Annotated in this window: 10 protein-coding genes; 2 read left to right on the top strand and 8 right to left on the bottom strand. The window is 31.4% G+C overall.

Features of this window, described 5'->3' with window-relative positions; genetic code table 11:
• Positions 1 to 3: 3 nt before the first annotated feature.
• Genes HX088_RS07560 through HX088_RS07550 form a run of 3 tightly spaced genes read right to left on the bottom strand, consistent with a single transcriptional unit; the run spans position 4 to position 4925 of the window.
• Positions 4 to 759, bottom strand: coding sequence for a GLPGLI family protein (locus HX088_RS07560; protein ID WP_125349063.1), 756 nt, complete (start codon positions 757 to 759; stop codon positions 4 to 6).
• Between the two features lie 33 nt (positions 760 to 792).
• Complete coding sequence (locus HX088_RS07555) at positions 793 to 1752, bottom strand: PorP/SprF family type IX secretion system membrane protein (protein WP_286483826.1); 960 nt, start codon at positions 1750 to 1752, stop codon at positions 793 to 795.
• Between the two features lie 11 nt (positions 1753 to 1763).
• Positions 1764 to 4925 carry a T9SS type B sorting domain-containing protein gene (locus HX088_RS07550; protein WP_286483825.1) on the bottom strand — a complete coding sequence of 1054 codons (3162 nt, stop codon included), beginning with the start codon at positions 4923 to 4925 and terminating at the stop codon, positions 1764 to 1766.
• A 117-nt stretch (positions 4926 to 5042) separates the two neighbouring features.
• Here HX088_RS07550 and HX088_RS07545 point away from each other — a divergent pair, with 117 nt between their 5' ends.
• Positions 5043 to 6629, top strand: coding sequence for a peptide chain release factor 3 (locus tag HX088_RS07545; protein ID WP_171623322.1), 1587 nt, complete (start codon positions 5043 to 5045; stop codon positions 6627 to 6629).
• A gap of 50 nt (positions 6630 to 6679) precedes the next feature.
• The gene (locus HX088_RS07540) at positions 6680 to 7507 is read left to right on the top strand and encodes a DUF4197 domain-containing protein (RefSeq protein WP_286483824.1); all 828 of its coding nucleotides are present in this window, start codon (positions 6680 to 6682) and stop codon (positions 7505 to 7507) included.
• A 180-nt stretch (positions 7508 to 7687) separates the two neighbouring features.
• On the opposite strand, the gene HX088_RS07535 is transcribed toward HX088_RS07540, so the two are convergent.
• From HX088_RS07535 to HX088_RS07515, 5 genes are all read right to left on the bottom strand, one after another.
• On the bottom strand, positions 7688 to 13720 hold the full coding sequence (locus HX088_RS07535) for an alpha-2-macroglobulin family protein (protein WP_286483823.1): 6033 nt from the start codon (positions 13718 to 13720) through the stop codon (positions 7688 to 7690).
• A gap of 197 nt (positions 13721 to 13917) precedes the next feature.
• Positions 13918 to 14430, bottom strand: a complete 513-nt coding sequence (locus HX088_RS07530; RefSeq protein ID WP_171623319.1) for an IS1096 element passenger TnpR family protein — start codon at positions 14428 to 14430, stop codon at positions 13918 to 13920.
• A gap of 3 nt (positions 14431 to 14433) precedes the next feature.
• Complete coding sequence (locus tag HX088_RS07525; RefSeq protein WP_260542540.1) at positions 14434 to 15855, bottom strand: CCA tRNA nucleotidyltransferase; 1422 nt, start codon at positions 15853 to 15855, stop codon at positions 14434 to 14436.
• Positions 15856 to 15886: 31 nt separating this feature from the next.
• Complete coding sequence (locus HX088_RS07520; RefSeq protein WP_260544602.1) at positions 15887 to 16435, bottom strand: L-threonylcarbamoyladenylate synthase; 549 nt, start codon at positions 16433 to 16435, stop codon at positions 15887 to 15889.
• A gap of 65 nt (positions 16436 to 16500) precedes the next feature.
• On the bottom strand, positions 16501 to 17295 hold the full coding sequence (locus HX088_RS07515) for a DUF5672 family protein (RefSeq protein ID WP_286483821.1): 795 nt from the start codon (positions 17293 to 17295) through the stop codon (positions 16501 to 16503).
• Between the last annotated feature and the right edge of the window lie 20 nt (positions 17296 to 17315).

The raw sequence follows: 17315 nt of genomic DNA, 5'->3' as shown, positions 1-17315 counted from the left end.
TTATTAATCTTTACTAACCCCCTCACTAATCATTTCATTCTGTTTATCAATAATTTCTTTATAATTGACTTTATATTCTTCTAATGAAACAATTTTTCCTTTTTTAGGAAGTTCTAATTTATTCTTTTTATTTTCTATTATGGAAACGGCTTTATAAGAAATCACAGTATTAATATCATCATTATTCACCTGTACAACCTCTAAGATTAACCCTGGTAATCCCTGATATTTATCCGGACCAGTTTTATAAGGCAAATCAACTGCATACCATGCTGTTAAATTAACATCTTTTATTTTTGCTGTAGCTTTTTTAACATTGAATCCATTTATTGTTTTTGTTTCTTTCGTAAGAACCCAATTAAAGTTTTGCAATGAATCCTTTATAACAAACTTTTTTCCATAAACATCAGCTTCATGATAATAAAATCCAGATACAAATTGTTTTACTAAATCACCATTTCCTCCATTCGAAGATAATGTATAGCTTGTTGTTCTTGATCCTTCATTATTATTATCAATTTTTTCGTACGCTTTATAATTAGAAATTTCTTTATTGGTTATTAAACTAAATTCTTTTGGAATCTTCATTTGTTCATTTAGTCTTTTTACAACCTCTGATTTTGATAGCTTTACATCATTTACAGTCATAGAATAATTTGACTTTTCTGCATCAAAAATTGTATACTTTTCGTACAAAACTTCAATATTTTGTGCATAAATATTGAATGAAAGAATAAAAAGTAATAACGATAATTTCATAGTATAATTGTTTAGTGTTTTATACTTAAATCATTAATCAAATCTTGCTCCCCATGGATTTTGTAAATCGAAACAAAGACTAAATAACATTCCGTTCTTACGTCCATCCACTTGATAATCAGACAAACCAATATCGTATGAAATTCCTGCTTTTAAAGAACCTACTTTAAACTTTAGAATAGGCGAAATAAATAGAGGATTACTATTTTGAGCATCCATCCCTTGCTTGTATCCTACACCTATATCGACACCTTGATTATTATCGCCGAAACTAATGTGTGACATTAGATTAATATCCAAATGACGTTCTGAATTTGAATTTAAATTATAAACCACCGATGGCTCTAAAGCAATACCTTCAGCAACATTCCATTTGTATCCTAAATTAATGTAATACCACGTTGGTAAAGGCTCTACATTATTCACATAATACACATTTTGACTTAATGGAATATCCAAAATTGAAACTCCTGCAAAGAAACCTGCGTATTTGAAAGATAGTCCTAAATTGGCGAAATAGGTCGAATATTTATCTTCTTGCAAAGCTGGATCATTATCATCTTCCCAAATTAATTTCGAATAATCAAAACGTTGCGAAACATTCGACGCACCTACTCCAAACGAAAATACATTAATTTCATCGCCATCATAACCTCTGTCATCAATTGGAATGTGATACGCTGCATTAATTCCAAATCCAGACATTTTCACCGCTCCATTTCTATCGTTAAAAAATTGCATTCCCACCGCCAAACGATCGACAATAATTCCGTGCGCACTTGCCGTTTGTGTACTTGGACTTTCAGGTAAATCGTCCCACTGATTGCGATGCGTTCCTGTGATGGAAATAACATTTGGATCTTGTCCTGCATAAGATGGATTAATCAGCATTTTATCACTCACTAAATAATGATTATAAAAAGGTAATCCTTGCTGTGCTTCTATTTTTGATAAAGAAAAAATAGTTATTAATATTAAAGATAATTTTTTCATTAGATAATCAATTATTTAATTTTTCGTTTGACTAATATGCTCCCTGAATATAGGACTTTCAAATCATCAGATTGTTTTGAAAACTCTAACATATACCAATAAGTTCCGTCTGCAACTGGTTTTCCGTTATGTGTTCCATCCCATTCTATTATACCAATTCCTTCTTTTAATAAAATTTGTTTACCATATCTATCAAAAATAATCAATTTATAAGAATTAGAAACATCATTAATTTTACCATTCTTGGTCATTGGTTTCCAAACATCATTTCTTCCATCTTGATTTGGCGTTACTACATTTGGTAAAGCAAGATAAATAACATTTTTTCTTTCCGAAACTCCACAACCATTCAATCTTACTTTAACGGTAAAATTGTTATCTGCTATTTTATCAGGAATAATCAATTCGTTCTTCGTTTGCCAATCGACAATAATATTGCCGTCAGAACCAAACAACGCATATTCTAATTTACCATTTCCTTTTACTGTGACAATAATACTTGTTTCGTTAATGGTAATTTTTTCGATGGTTGGAGTTTCAGCATTCTTAACGTCCAAAGTTTTTACAACCGAACAACCTGTTATCTTATCCTCTATTGTTATGTTATAAATTCCTGCATCTAATTCAAACTTAACGACTCCATTAATTCTGGTTCCTCCTACTTTTTCTACAATATAAGTGTATTTATCATAGCCTGTTTGCGTTGTAAAATCTAATGAATACAATTCATTAAAACATAACGGATCTACTTCTTCTGGAACTGTAATTGTTGGCAAAGGATTTCTTTTGAAATAAAATTTGATTGTTGCAGTTCCACAATAATTTGGATCCTCAAAAACTACATTTACAAAACCTTCGTTTGAATCAATTTGAGCAAAAATTTCGTCAACAGTTAAAGCTGCAACTAAACCTGACGCTTGACTATTGATGTGTTTTAAAATAGCTTCAATTTGACTCTTTGCATTTTCATCTTCACCTTCACAGTAAATAATTGGATTAGCTTGTGTGTAATTTTCTAAAGTTAGAATATCAACAATTAAATCAGGTTTTTTATTGACAGTTAAATCTACTGTTGTTGAACATGTATCACTCAATCTATTTTTAAATTCTACGGAAATATTTAAAGAAGTATTTCCACCAAAATCTAATTCTCTTTGAACAGGATTTCCTCTTATATATTCTACTCCTTCAATATAAATTTTATAATCAAATACATTTGCCCCGAAATTATCTCTCAATAAATTATCATCAATTGTTAGTGATTCTCCTTCGCAGAATTTATCTGAAAGTGTTGCAGATACAACATTTGGTTTTGTAATCACTTGCAACGTTAATTGCATCTCATCTGTCCAACAATCTTCTCCATTTATTTTTACTTGAAAAGTAATTATTTCAGATTCATCATCCGAAAGAGGTTTTTCTGAAATTCCTGAAAAAGTAATATCTGTTCTACCAAAATATTTTTTTAAATAATCTTCGATTTCTAAAGTTTTAAAAATGTTTCCAGCACCAACTTCAGAACAAGACGAATTAAGCGTTGGAATATCATTATCTAAATCAAAATTAGATTCATCCAGCTCAAATATTAACTCAACACCTGTATCACATATTGTATTTCCATTATCAACAGCTAAGGCTTTTACAATGATTTTACCATTTTTAGTTGTTTTGATAAATGCTAATAAATCTGTAATTTCAGTTAAACCATCTTCTTGATAAAATTTTAAATTATACGAATTCCCATTTTGAATTATAGAAATTGCATTATCAATATTGCTTTGAGTAAAATCTGCGAAACAAATATCTTTTATTTCTGCTGGAAGAATATTTGCAGGCGAAGTTTTAGTAACTACAAAATCAACCTCATCACTTTCGCATCCTCCGCCTGTTCTTGATTTTATTTTAACTTTATACGTTAAAATTGTAGTAATTGCAGTTGTTTGTCCATCAGAAATCGGTAAACCGCCTAAGGTTACAATTAAATCAAAAGCATTTTTATCTTTTCCTAACTTAGAATAAATTCGATCAAAATTTATTTTATAAGAAGAATCACAAGTTGCATCATCAACATCTCCACTCAAAGTTGGTTTTCCTTGAACTAAAGGAATTGAAACTTCATGAGAATCAATTGGGCAACCGCCTCCGTAATGAACTTTGATTTTCATTGAAGTGGTTTGACCAACTGCCAAATTTACATTTTGACCTGATGTATAACTTGTCCCATCAATAACAATTGAAGAAATCGAATAATTAGAATCTACAGTAGGGAAAAGTTTATTTAACAACTCATCTTTATCCGGAATTGTATAAGTTGGTGTACACGCATATTCAGTCTCGAAAGTAGGTTTAAAATTAAATTGATGTTCAGGAATAAATTTTAGAGGTATTGTATAAATATACTTTGTATCTCCACTTACATCTTTTACTTGTGCGTAAAGAGTGGTATCAGTAGTAAAAGTTGCTGATGAACCAACCTCTGAACTAAACGTATTATCGGTATATACTTTGATATATGGGTTTGTTACTGGATTTGGATTAGTTTCTACATGATCTTTTATCCCATCATAAATTTGAGAATACGTATATGATTTTCCTTGACAAAAATTATTGAAAACTGTAATCGTTCTTTCTTCTGCTACATTCACTTTTATATCAAAAGTATCCGTATTATTTATTCCATAAACTGCTATTACAATAGTTTCATCTTTCTTTAAAAGATCAGAACCTTCAAAAGCTTTTGCATAACCTGTTGCGGAAGAAGTATTATCATATTCACAAATTTTTGCAACACCTTCTTTCATTCCTTTATTATTAACATTTCCTTCTACAGCTCTATTAGCTTTTATAGTAGCACTATTTCCTACAAAGACATCATTTGCAATGTTCCCTTTTGGTAATTTCCATACTAAAAATTTAAAATCTGGTTTATTTGCAATCAAATCAAATGCAAAAACCATATCAAAATTAGCTTTAAATGAGAAATACTTATATACGTAGGTCGTATTGAATGCACATCCATCTACAGCAATTGGAGAAAAGTTATTATTACTTGTATAAATATCTAATGTTTGATTCTTAAAAGTAAAACCTCCTTCTAATGGATAAATTGTAGGTCTTTGCCCCCAAACAACCCCACTTATCATCAACAGTAAAAAGTAAAATATCTTTTTCATAGCCCTATATCATCTATATTTTAAAATAACGCAATTTAGTTGAGAATATTCTATTCATCATAATGTTTCTAATTTTACGGAGATAAACTATCTTTGCAACCTGAAAATTTGATTAAGATGTCTTTAGAACAAGAAATAAATAAAAGAAAAACCTTTGGTATTATTGCCCATCCCGATGCTGGTAAAACTACTTTAACAGAAAAATTGTTATTATTTGGTGGTGCGATTCAAGAGGCTGGAGCTGTAAAAAGTAATAAGATTAAGAAAGGCGCAACATCCGATTTCATGGAAATTGAGCGTCAACGTGGAATTTCTGTTGCAACTTCTGTTTTGGCTTTCGAATACAAAGGAAAAAAAATTAATATCTTAGATACGCCTGGTCACAAGGATTTCGCTGAAGACACTTTCCGTACCTTGACTGCTGTAGATTCTGCGATTGTTGTTATCGACGTTGCGAAAGGGGTTGAGGAACAAACAATCAAATTAGTAGAAGTTTGTCGCATGCGCAAAATTCCGTTATTGGTTTTTATTAATAAAATGGACCGAGAAGGAAAAGATGCGTTTGATTTGATGGACGAAGTTGAACAAAAATTAGATTTGCATGTAACTCCACTTTCATGGCCAATCGGTATCGGATCTACATTCAAAGGAATTTATAATATTTGGGAGAAAAATATTAATATTTTTTCTGGAGACAACAAACAAAAAGTTTCTGAAACAACTAAAGTCGAAGACTTATCAAGTCCAGAATTAGAAACATTAATCGGAACAGATTATGCTGAAAATCTACGTAACGAAATTGATTTGATTGATGGTGTTTATCCAGAATTTGATATGCAAGAATATATGGACGGAAATTTACAACCTGTATTTTTCGGTTCTGCTTTAAATAATTTTGGAGTGCGCGAATTGTTAGACGCTTTCGTTGACATTGCGCCTACTCCACAATCAAAAGAAACAGATTTAAGAATCGTAGAACCTTACGAAAATAAATTCTCTGGTTTCGTGTTTAAAATTCATGCTAATATGGATCCAAAACACCGCGACCGTTTAGCGTTTATCAAAATTGTTTCTGGAAAATTTGAACGTAACAAAAACTATTTCCACGTTCGTCAAGGCAAAAACATGAAATTCGCTGCACCAAATGCTTTCTTTGCAGACAAAAAAGAAATCGTTGACGAGTCTTTTGCTGGAGATATTGTCGGTTTACACGATACCGGAAATTTCAGAATTGGAGATACGTTGACAGAAGGAGAAAAATTCAGTTTCAAAGGAATTCCTTCATTCTCACCAGAGCATTTCCGTTACATCAACAACGATGATCCAATGAAAGCAAAACAATTGGAAAAAGGAATTGACCAATTAATGGACGAAGGTGTTGCGCAGTTGTTTACTTTAGAAATGAATAATCGTAAAGTTATCGGAACTGTAGGTGCGTTACAATACGAGGTAATTCAATATCGTTTAGAACACGAATATGGTGCTAAGGCGACTTACGAACCTTTTTCTGTACACAAAGCCTGTTGGGTAGAAGTAGAAAATGATAAATCAGAAGAATTCTTAGAATTTAAACGTGTTAAACAACGTTATTTAGCAAGAGATAAATTTAATCAATTGGTATTTTTAGCTGATTCTGCATTTACTATTCAAATGACACAAGAAAAATTTCCTTCAGTAAAATTACATTTTGTAAGTGAATTTTAAAGTTTGGTCAGAAAATTGAATAACGACAGAAACAACATAGAAAAATCCTCATGAAAAAAATCATTTTAAGCTTATCATTGATTACTTCCTTTGCTGTGAATGCAAATGCGCAAGATTTAAAATCAATTTTTGGTACTTTAAAAAAAGAAGTTGAAAAAACAAATACACAGCCAAATTCTGCTGTAAAAGTTGATTCGGTAAAAATTGTAAATAGCTCCACAGAATCAAACACAATTTCTGCTGAAGCTTTGAAAAACGTTAATAACTTACCTAATTCAACAATCGCATCCGGTTTGAAAGAAGCTCTATCAATTGGATTGAATGATGGTATTAAATCTTTGAGCCAAAAAAATGGTTTCTACAACAATTCTGTTGCTAAAATCTTGATGCCAGAAGAACTGCAAACTGTCGAGAGAACTATGCGTTCTTTAGGAATGGGAAGTTTAGCGGATAAAGGAATTAAATTATTGAATGCAGCTGCTGAAGATGCTGTTTCGGAAGCGGCTCCTATCTTTGTAAATGCCTTAACTTCGATGACAATAACCGATGCAAAAGACATTTTATTGGGAGGAAATAATTCGGCTACAAATTATTTAAAACTAAAAACGAATACAGATCTTACGAAAGCTTTTCAACCAAAAGTCGAAGCTTCTTTGGGTAAAGTTGGTGCGGATAAAGTTTGGAACAATTTGATCACAAAATACAATACCTTAACAGGAGACAAGATAGAACCAAACCTGAATGCGTATGTTACACAACAAACATTAAATGGTGTATTTAATATGGTTGCAGAAAAAGAAAATGGAATTAGAAATAATTCAGCTTTGCAAACAACCTCTATCTTACAGCAGGTTTTCGGATCTCTTTCTAAAAAATAACATAAAAAAATCGCTACAAATTGTAGCGATTTTTTTATGTGTTATTGTATTAACAAATGTTTTTATAAGTTTAAAAATAATAATTTTATAAAGAATGTCGAGCTCCATAAGACTCCACAGTACTTTGAAAAAAAAGAGCTGAGATTACTCTCAGCTCTTTTAAAAATATAGTTGAATTGATTATTTAATTTCAACACGAATCCCTTCGCTTTGCGCACTCAATTCTGGTGCATACATATTTTGCATTGATGTAATTCCATTCGAGAAATTACCAGCATTATTTGCTTTCAAATCATACTCAAAAACATAAGTTCCTTTACGCATATAATCCGAAAAGAAATTAGTTGCCGCATCTCGCGTACTTTCATAATACCCAAATTCACCTTTCCATTTGTATCCAGAAAGCACATTCACCGGCTCGAAACCACTTGCTCGCATATCTTTGATGTGAACAAATTGCATATTACGATCGATAGAAATTTCTAAACGAACAGTTACAATATCGCCTACTTTTATCGGAGTAGAAGTTGTAATTTCTTTTAGAACTGGACCATTTGCTGAATTTGTTTTAACGAATAATTTCTTATTAAACTGAATTCCAGTTTCAGCAGATTTTATTTTATCCAAATCTTCAAAATATTGCCAATACATCGCTCCCCAAGCTACACCTGGAGATGTTTTAACAACTTCAACTTTACCCATTTCAGGTTTAATATCTTCTTTGTTCCAAGAAGTTTTCACATAACCAGAACCAGCTTGCGAGTTTTTGTCTAAATCGAAATTTGTATTACCAATTTTTACAGTAATTCCTTTGTCAGCATCTATCCATGATTTTCCGAAATTCATTAATGCATAAACTGCTTTTGTCGTTGCTTTTGTTGAATTCCACTGATTTGTTTGACGATTTTTCAATAACCAAACTTTCATTTCTTCAACTGATTTTTCATCTTTCGAAACTTCATCAAATGCTTCAATCAAAAAAGCTTGCGTTTCTACAGGTGCTTGATACCAAAACCAACCCGGTTGATTTTCTTTCCAATACATCCCCATTTCATCCGATTCTACTGCTTTTTCTTTGATTGAATTGACTACAATTTTAGCCGCAGATTGCATTCCAAAACGATTCATTACAATTGCTGCCATCGCTTTTTGTTGCAACGATAAATCGAATTTTGAATCGTTCAAATTCTTTAACATGGCGTTTTTCATTTCTTCTAAATCTTTCAACATCGGATAATCTTCTAAGAAAAACGAACGCGCATATAAATAATGTAAACCGTCTGAATAAACGATATTCTTGAATGATTTTTGATCTTTCTTGAATTCTTTGAAACGATTTAAATTCTCGTTATCAATATACTGAATTGCTTTTTTGATTAATGGATTTACATCAATTTCAAATGCTTTGAAGTTTACATCCATTTTCTTCATATTCCCGAATCCTGAAACGATATGAGTTGTAATATATTCGTTTGGACGACCTCCATCAAACCAAGCAAAACCTCCATTTGATTGTTGTTTATCCGATAATTTTTGGAAAGCCGATTTCATTTCCGTTTGCATTTGATTCAATTGAAATAAAACCGCAATTTGTTTCATTTGCTCTTCTTCGCTTTCCGCATTTTTTACCCAAGGTGTTTCTTCTAAAATGATATTTTTCAATTCTTGGTTCAATTGTAATTTTGATTTCAATTCACCCTTTTTGTTCCAATCATCAAAAACAGCTTTAATCTTTGGATTCGAATTAATCACTTTTTCCGAAATCATATTCCCATATAAACGCGAGAACACTTGCTCAGCACATTCGTACGGATATTCGCGCAAATATGGCAATGAGAAAACTGCATACCAAATTGGATTTGTTGTCATCTCAAACGTTAATTTGAAATGATCCAACGAAGTCGATTTATTGTTGATCATATTCTCAAATTGGAACGATTTATTTTGACCTTCTTTGACGTAAATTGGTAACGTTTCTGTTACCATCATACGATTTGTTAAAATTGGTAAAGCCGATTCTTCTCCATCCGAGAAATCTCCAGCAGAAGCAACCACACGATAAACAACTGCTTGAACATTTTTCGGAACATCAATTGTCCATGTCACTTGGTCTGAACTTCCTTTTGCTACAGAGAAATTTTGAACTGCATTTGTCAACTTAAATTGTGCATCAATTGGTTGATTGGTAAACGCATCAAACAACATCAATTTCGCAGAACCATTCAATATCTTATCTGATAAATTATTGATTTTTGATGAAACCGAAATTTTATCTCCTTCTCGTAAAAAACGAGGCATATTTGGCACCACCATCAAGTCTTTTTGTGTGCGAACACTCTGCTCTAAATAACCTGTTTTAAGATCTGGTGTATGTGCAATCGCCATAAACTTCCATTCTGTTAAACTCTCTGGCGTTGTAAATTCTATAATTACATTTCCTTTTGCATCGGTTTTTAAGTTTGGATAATAGAAGGCTGTTTCATTTAGATTTGTACGTGCTTTTACATTGTCTAAAGCAGTATTTGCGCCTTTTTTTGTTGTAATCACCACAACTCCATTTACTCCTCTTGCGCCATACAAAGCTGTTGCTTGTTCTCCTTTCAACACATTGATTGATTGAACATCATCTGAATTAAGCTCTGGTGCTTTATCGTAGACAACTCCGTCTACAACATACAATGCGTTTTCATTTCCTTCCATTGATGAAATTCCACGAATAGTCATATTATTTGTTGAACCAGGAATTCCATACCCTGTAACAACAGCTTGATCTAATTCCACATCAGAAGCAGCACCCATTTGTACCTCAACTTGAATTTCATTATCCGAAACTTCTTTCATTCTTACATTTGGTGCAACAGATTTCATCATCATACGATTCATACGGTATTGGTTGAATCCAAAATCAAATAAATTAAGATCTAAACCGGCGTATCCTCTCGTGTAGAAGTCATAATTTGTACGATAATAAATTGGTCGAGATGGATTTGTTATATAAAATTGATATAGATTAAATGGATTATTTCTTCTTGGATTTGTAAAATCATACACACTAAAATCTAACGAATTTGACGCAAACTGATCCAACGAAGCATCATACATACTTGCTAAAACCTCAGCCGAAACTTTATCTTTGTTTGGACCTTCAATTTTTAACTGCCATTTTTCTTTTGCACCTGGCGTCAATTTATCACGTAAAACTTCAGCCGTAACTTTCAGTTGTTTATTGGTAAACGGAACTGCCAAATTAAGACTTCCTGTTTGCACATCATTGAATTTCGTCATGGCATAATTCACATAAATTCCGCCACGATATTCTTCTTTAATCGGAATTTCTACCACTGATTTTTCACTTAAATCCAAGAAACCTTTCTCAATAATTGTTTGATTCGCTTCTACTTCATAATACACATACGTATCTTTTGAACCAGATTTAAATTCAATTTTTGCAACATCTTTTGGAGCATAAGTCGATTTATTAGGCGAAACAGCTAAAAGTGTTTTAATTTCATTTGCTTTCTTTTCATTCGAAACATAAATCAATTTATCCACCTCAACTTTTTGTGTTCCATCCATCACAAAACCTTTGATGACATAATAACCTTCTTCTAAATTTGAAGCTTGATTAAATTTAATTTCATCTGAAATTTTTGTATCAAAATCACTTTCGAAAACCTTTTGGTTTGTTGTCCATGTTTTTGGATTCATTTCGTCACCGTAAGGTTCATTCGGAAAGATTTTTTTGAATTCTTCTTTCGAATAAAAATTGTAATCTGTTGTAAATTTTTGACGACGAACTATTTCTTTTGGCGCGTTTAACGAATAAATTTCGATATGTCCTTTACCGTCTAATTTTTCATCATTCAAATTCTTCACTTCAACGTTGAACGATTTTAATTTATCTGCTTTCGTTTTCTCAGAAATAGCAATAGTTAAAGACATTCTTGTGTCACCAACTTTAACAGAAGAAGATTCTGATTGCGTTTCTCCATTGATATCCGTTGCATTAACTTCAATAAAATAATTGTAGGTTCTTACCTCATCTTTCTTTTTCTCCGAAGCTGGTTTTGCTACAAACTCAAAGTTAAATTTCCCTTCTGTGTCGGTTGTTGTATCTCCAAATGTCATTTCTTCGCGTTCGCCACGACCAACTGGAATTGAACGATACCAAGGCCAAAATGTAAAAATTTCTTGTCTATAAACGCGGTACGAAACTTTTGCATTATCGATAGTTGCTCCCGAGAAAGCAATTGCTTTTCCTTCTACTTTTACATTATCATTTAAACTATAAACACCTTTATTTTTCTCAATTTCTACTTTAAATTTTGGACGTTTATATTCTTCAACCTTGAATGAATGAGAACCAAGTTCATCTACATCATCATTTTCTGCATAAATTCTGAAATCTCCTGTTAATCCATTGGCAGGTAAAACGAAATTTCCATTTACAGAACCAAATTCGTTCGTTGTTAATTCTATTTCTGTAATATCTTTCCCATTAACATCTTCTAAGAAAATTGTAACTTTTTTCTTCGGTAAAACTTGGCGTTCTTTTCCTTTGTTCGTAAAATAAATTCCTTTGAAATAAACTGTTTGCCCAGGACGATAAATCGCGCGATCAGTAAAAATTTGAACTGAAAAATCTTCGTCGTCCTCATCATAACGATCATAATCGTAATAATAAGTCGAATAAATGGTATGCTCATCTTTTACTCGATACTGAAAATTTCTCCAACCAGATGGAATTTGAATCATTCCATTTTTGTCAGAAACCAATGTTTTGAATTCCTTTTTATTGTAATTTGTTAAATTAGAAAACTCTACAGAAATAGTACTTTCTGGTTTTCCAGTTTCGCGATTGACAACTGATAGTTTATCATTCAACGAATTAATCGCATATTTAGAAACCATGATATCTAAATAGTCGATGTCATCTTTTGTGTTAATTTTGAATTCAGAATTATTCGAAAAAAGGACAATATAACGACCAGATTTTAGTGGATTTAATTTAACAATTGTCGAATGATTTTGAAAATCCTCAAACGATTTGACATCAATTGTATAATGATCAACAACTTTTAGACTATTTAGAAAATTCTGGGCTTCTGTAATTCGATTTTCGTTGTAAACATTTAATATTTGCGATTTTTGTTTATCATCAAAACCTGCATTATAAGCCAATACTTTTACATAAACTTTGTCTATATTTTTATGCGTTAATTGAATGGGCGTATTCTGATTATCGTTGATATATTTCTCTGCTAACACATTTAATTCTTGCGCTTTTATCTTCGAAACCAAATTGTCAACAACTCTTTTTTCTTCAGAATTAGGATATTGTTTTGCAATCTTTTCCTGTACATCAAATATCTTTTTAACATTCGCCAATTTATCTTCTTCCAAACCATAATAATCTGTCGCTAAAGTTGCGTACACATAAGATGAATACCACGCTTTTGGATATTTAGTTGCTAAAATTTCTTTTTGTTTAATAATTTCTTGAACCGAAGTCGAACCACGTTTTGAATCAATTAAAATCAATTCATTGTACAAAACTGCATTTTCGTTATTTTTTTGTGTATTCAATTGAACCAAATCATTAAGCAATTGATTTGCTTTGTCTTTTTCATCATTTTGATTCAGATAATTGATGTATTTTTTGACTAAAATATCATACAATGTTGGCGTTAAATCCAATTGTTCTTGTGCATTTTTCTTGTCATCTGCAAGGTTCAAAATCATTTTATACTCTTGAGATTTTGCATTGATTAATTCATTTTTTGGTTGAATTGATTTCGAAAAATAATTATTAATCGTTTTATTGAACGTTTCTTCTGTCCAAAATCTAACATCATTTGTTGCTTGATTTTCGATAGTTGTACGACTATTGATTTTCCAACGGTTTTCGTTGAAATACAATTGATACAAATCGGCCAAATACGAATTGGTAATGGCATTATTAACGTTTGATTTTTCGTTTAATTCTTTCTTAAACAAATCAAAAACGAAGTTAACATCGTCTTTTTCATCAGAAGTTGCAACTTTAATTTTTGATTCGTAAAACAAGGCTTTCAAATAACTTTGTTGATTGTTCCCCTTTTTTGATAAAGTTTTTAATTCATCAATTTTTTGTTGGAGAGATTTGAATTGACCATTCTGCATTTGTTGATCAATTTCTTTCCACTTTTGATCAATCGTTGGGGATTGAGCCATAAGCATCGAGTTGGTTAAAATTAATAGTAAAAACAAGAATTGTTTCATAGAGTTTTTCTTTTATGAGTAGATGCAAGTTACGGAAAAATGGTTGGTTGAAGAAGTAAAATAATCAGCAATCGTTTGATAGATAGCACAAAAAAAAATCTGAATGTTTCCATTCAGATTTTTTGATATATAAGTCGATTTATTACTTTTTATAAATCGTCTACGTCTAAATCATCGTCGATTTGTAAATCATTCAATTCAGCATCCTCTGCAAAATCAATCTCATCTTCGTCATCTAAATCAACTAACATGTCTTTTTTAGGCGCTTTAAGAGGCATTGACCCAAAACGGTAAACAGTTAATGGGTAATTAAGTACAGCTGGTTTTTCTTCTACTGAAATTAATTCTGCAACAAATGTCCACATTTCCATAAAATCATATACAAAAGCCATACGATCACCTTGATTAATAAAAGCTTCTTTGATATAGAAATCTGCCATTGTTTCGTCTGTCCCATCATCAGACATATCCTCTAAAGGAATTTCTTTTGTTTGGTTTCCATCTTCATCTAATTCATAGAATGATGCCAACTCCTCACCTTGTAAACTAAAGGCACTTATGATCCCTTTGTACAATGTAAATAATGTTTGCTTCTCCTTAATTTCTATGTCTCTAAAAACATCCTCTTTTGAATCAAGGAATACTCGAATTTTATATATCACTTTCTAAATATTTTTCGGTTCCAAATTTAAATCTTTTCCCATATTAATTACAAATTCTAAGGCAGAATTATAATTATTTTCGACTTCGCCTTCTAAGATTGCTTCTTTGATGGCATTTTTAAGTATTCCAATTTCTTTTCCTGGCTGAATATTAAATATTTCCATGATTTGCTCTCCAGAAATTGGCGGTTGAAAATTACGAACTCTATCGCGTTCTTCAACATCTTTAATTTTTTGTTCTACAACTTCAAAATTTTGTTTAAAACGTTTTTGTTTACGTTCATTTTTTGTTGTAATGTCTGCTTTGCAAAGCGTTATTAAATCGTCAAAATCTTCTCCTGCATCAAACAATAATCTGCGCAATGCTGAATCTGTTGCGTCATCTGTTACAACTGCAATTGGTCGAGAGCTCATCATGACCAATTTTTGAACATATTTAACTTGTGGTCCTAATGGTAATTTTAATCGTCTGAATAATTTTAGGACCATTTTAGAGCCAACAAATTCGTGTGAATGAAATGTCCAACCTACATTCTTATCAAAACGTTTTGTAACTGCTTTTCCAATATCATGCAATAAAGCTGCCCAACGCAACCAGACATTGTCGGTGTGTATAGAAATATTATCTACCACTTCTAACGTATGGTAAAAATTATCTTTATGTTTTTGTCCTTCTACTTCTTCAATTCCTTTTAACGCAACCAATTCTGGTAAAATATGTTGCATTAAACCTGATTGTTCCAATAACAATAATCCAACAGATGGTTTCTCTGTCATCATAATTTTCTGAAACTCATCCATCACACGCTCAAAAGACACGATACTAATACGTTCAGCATTATCAATTATTGCCTGAAAAGATTTTTTTTCTATTTCGAACCCTAACTGTGCAGCAAAACGAATTGCACGCATCATACGCAATGGGTCATCAGAATAGGTAATATTAGGTTCTAATGGAGTCTTGATTATTTTGTTATTCAAATCTTCTACTCCATTAAAGGGATCAATCAATTCGCCAAAGTTTTCTTTGTTCATTGAAATTGCCAGCGTATTAATTGTAAAATCACGACGTTTTTGATCATCTTCTAATGTACCATCCTCCACATGAGGTTTACGGCTATCTTCAGAATAACTCTCTTTACGCGCACCTACAAATTCTAAATCAATTTCTTTGTATTTGAACATTGCTGTTCCAAATCGTTTAAAAACTGAAACGGGTGATGTATTTCCTAATGCTTTGGCCAATTCTTTGGCTAATAGTATTCCGTTTCCAACAGTAACAAAATCGATGTCTTTTTTTTGACCACGATTCAACAAATAATCGCGTACAAATCCTCCTACAACATAAGTTTCTTGATTAATTTCATCAGCAACTTCTGCTACATTTTTAAAAATAGGATTGGATACGGCTTCTAAGATTTTCATTTTGCAAAAGTATAAGTTTTGAAATAAAAAACTACTCTCTAATAACTTTTACTTCGTTATCTAGACCTAATTTAATTATTGTTGACGCAGTAAACTGAGGCACAAAGGTTTTGGTTTCTTCGGGATAAAAGTCAACCTGTTCTAAAATTGTTGGATTCACTTCTGAAAAGACTTTTGGCGAAGGTTCACTTGATAAATTAGCAGATGTAGACACAATTGGCCCACCTAATTTTCCGATTATTTTTTTACAAAACAAGTCTTCTGTCAAACGAATAGCAATTGTATTGTCTTCTGCAATTAATGACTGAGGTAAACCTTTTGGATTATCGTAAATAATGGTAATTGGTTTTTCATTCAAATCAATCAAATCCCACGCTAATTCAGGCACCTCCACAATTTCTTGTAACATTTTAGGCGAATCAACCAAAATGATCAATGATTTTGAAGAAGGACGATTTTTTATCTGATAAATCTTTTCGATTGCAGCTTCATTCTTCGCATCACAACCTAATCCAAGAATCGTATCCGTTGGATAAAGCATTGTTTCTCCTTGTTTTAGCTTCGCTACAATTTCGTTTATATCTGACATATTAATTGTTTTATAAATTTGTTTGCAAAGGTATTGTAGGAATTTATAATTAGGAACTATTCTATAAATTTTTTCCAAAACTGATAAGGTATTGGTTGGTTAAATCTATGACAAGCCATTGGTAAACGTCCTATATTCAATTTCATTGCCTTTTTAGGCTTTCTATCCATACAGAAATCCAATGCTTCTTTCCAATTAGGAATTTTAAAGTTTGGATATTTTTTAGGCACATATAACGACCAAAATACGTCTTCTATATCATAATCTGAGTCAGATTTTGTATCTAAAAATAAATGTATTTGTTTGGATTCTTCTTTTGAAATTTCTACAAATTTTTGCACTTTTCTCAGAGAAAAACCTCCATTCCCTACTTTAAAAAGACGTTCGGTATTTTTAAGTTTTTTACCCTTTAAAGAACGAATTATTTCATTTATTTTTTCGAATGTTAAATTTATAAAATTGCGTTCACTACCAATCCATGGGGCTCCTACATAATCATAATTTTTATTACACCATTCAATTAAACTATTTTTAAAAACATAAACATCTAGCTGGCAAATTAAAATAAATTCAAATGCAGTAAATACTTGGTAAAATTTTTCGTCTAATAATAATTGATTATAAGCATCGATTGATTTAAAACAATCAGATCCAAAATAGATAAAACTGTAATGATTTATTCTATTTAAATAAGGAGAATAACTTGAAATAGTCATTCCTTCAGGAGCAGCAAAAATTATTTCAAAATCATTGAAATGACGAAGAATACTTTCTAAAGATTTTTTCTCGAATTCATCCAAAAAATCTCTATAAATTGGAATAACCACTGCTACTTTCTTCAAATTATTCATAGTATTAAAAACACTTTTCA

Origin of the sequence: Empedobacter sp. 225-1, from assembly GCF_030328185.1 — a bacterium.
Lineage (GTDB): Bacteria > Bacteroidota > Bacteroidia > Flavobacteriales > Weeksellaceae > Empedobacter > Empedobacter stercoris.
Note: the sequence above shows the minus strand (reverse complement) of the source record. Positions and strands in the feature narration are given on the sequence as shown.

Bases quoted from the DNA above. Each gene is read 5' to 3' on its own strand.
- HX088_RS07560 (WP_125349063.1), bottom strand. From the start codon at position 759: ATGAAATTATCGTTATTACTTTTTATTCTTTCATTCAATATTTATGCA.
- HX088_RS07555 (WP_286483826.1), bottom strand. From the start codon at position 1,752: ATGAAAAAATTATCTTTAATATTAATAACTATTTTTTCTTTATCAAAA.
- HX088_RS07550 (WP_286483825.1), bottom strand. From the start codon at position 4,925: ATGAAAAAGATATTTTACTTTTTACTGTTGATGATAAGTGGGGTTGTT.
- HX088_RS07545 (WP_171623322.1), top strand. From the start codon at position 5,043: ATGTCTTTAGAACAAGAAATAAATAAAAGAAAAACCTTTGGTATTATT.
- HX088_RS07540 (WP_286483824.1), top strand. From the start codon at position 6,680: ATGAAAAAAATCATTTTAAGCTTATCATTGATTACTTCCTTTGCTGTG.
- HX088_RS07535 (WP_286483823.1), bottom strand. From the start codon at position 13,720: ATGGCTCAATCCCCAACGATTGATCAAAAGTGGAAAGAAATTGATCAA.
- HX088_RS07525 (WP_260542540.1), bottom strand. From the start codon at position 15,855: ATGAAAATCTTAGAAGCCGTATCCAATCCTATTTTTAAAAATGTAGCA.
- HX088_RS07515 (WP_286483821.1), bottom strand. From the start codon at position 17,295: ATGAATAATTTGAAGAAAGTAGCAGTGGTTATTCCAATTTATAGAGAT.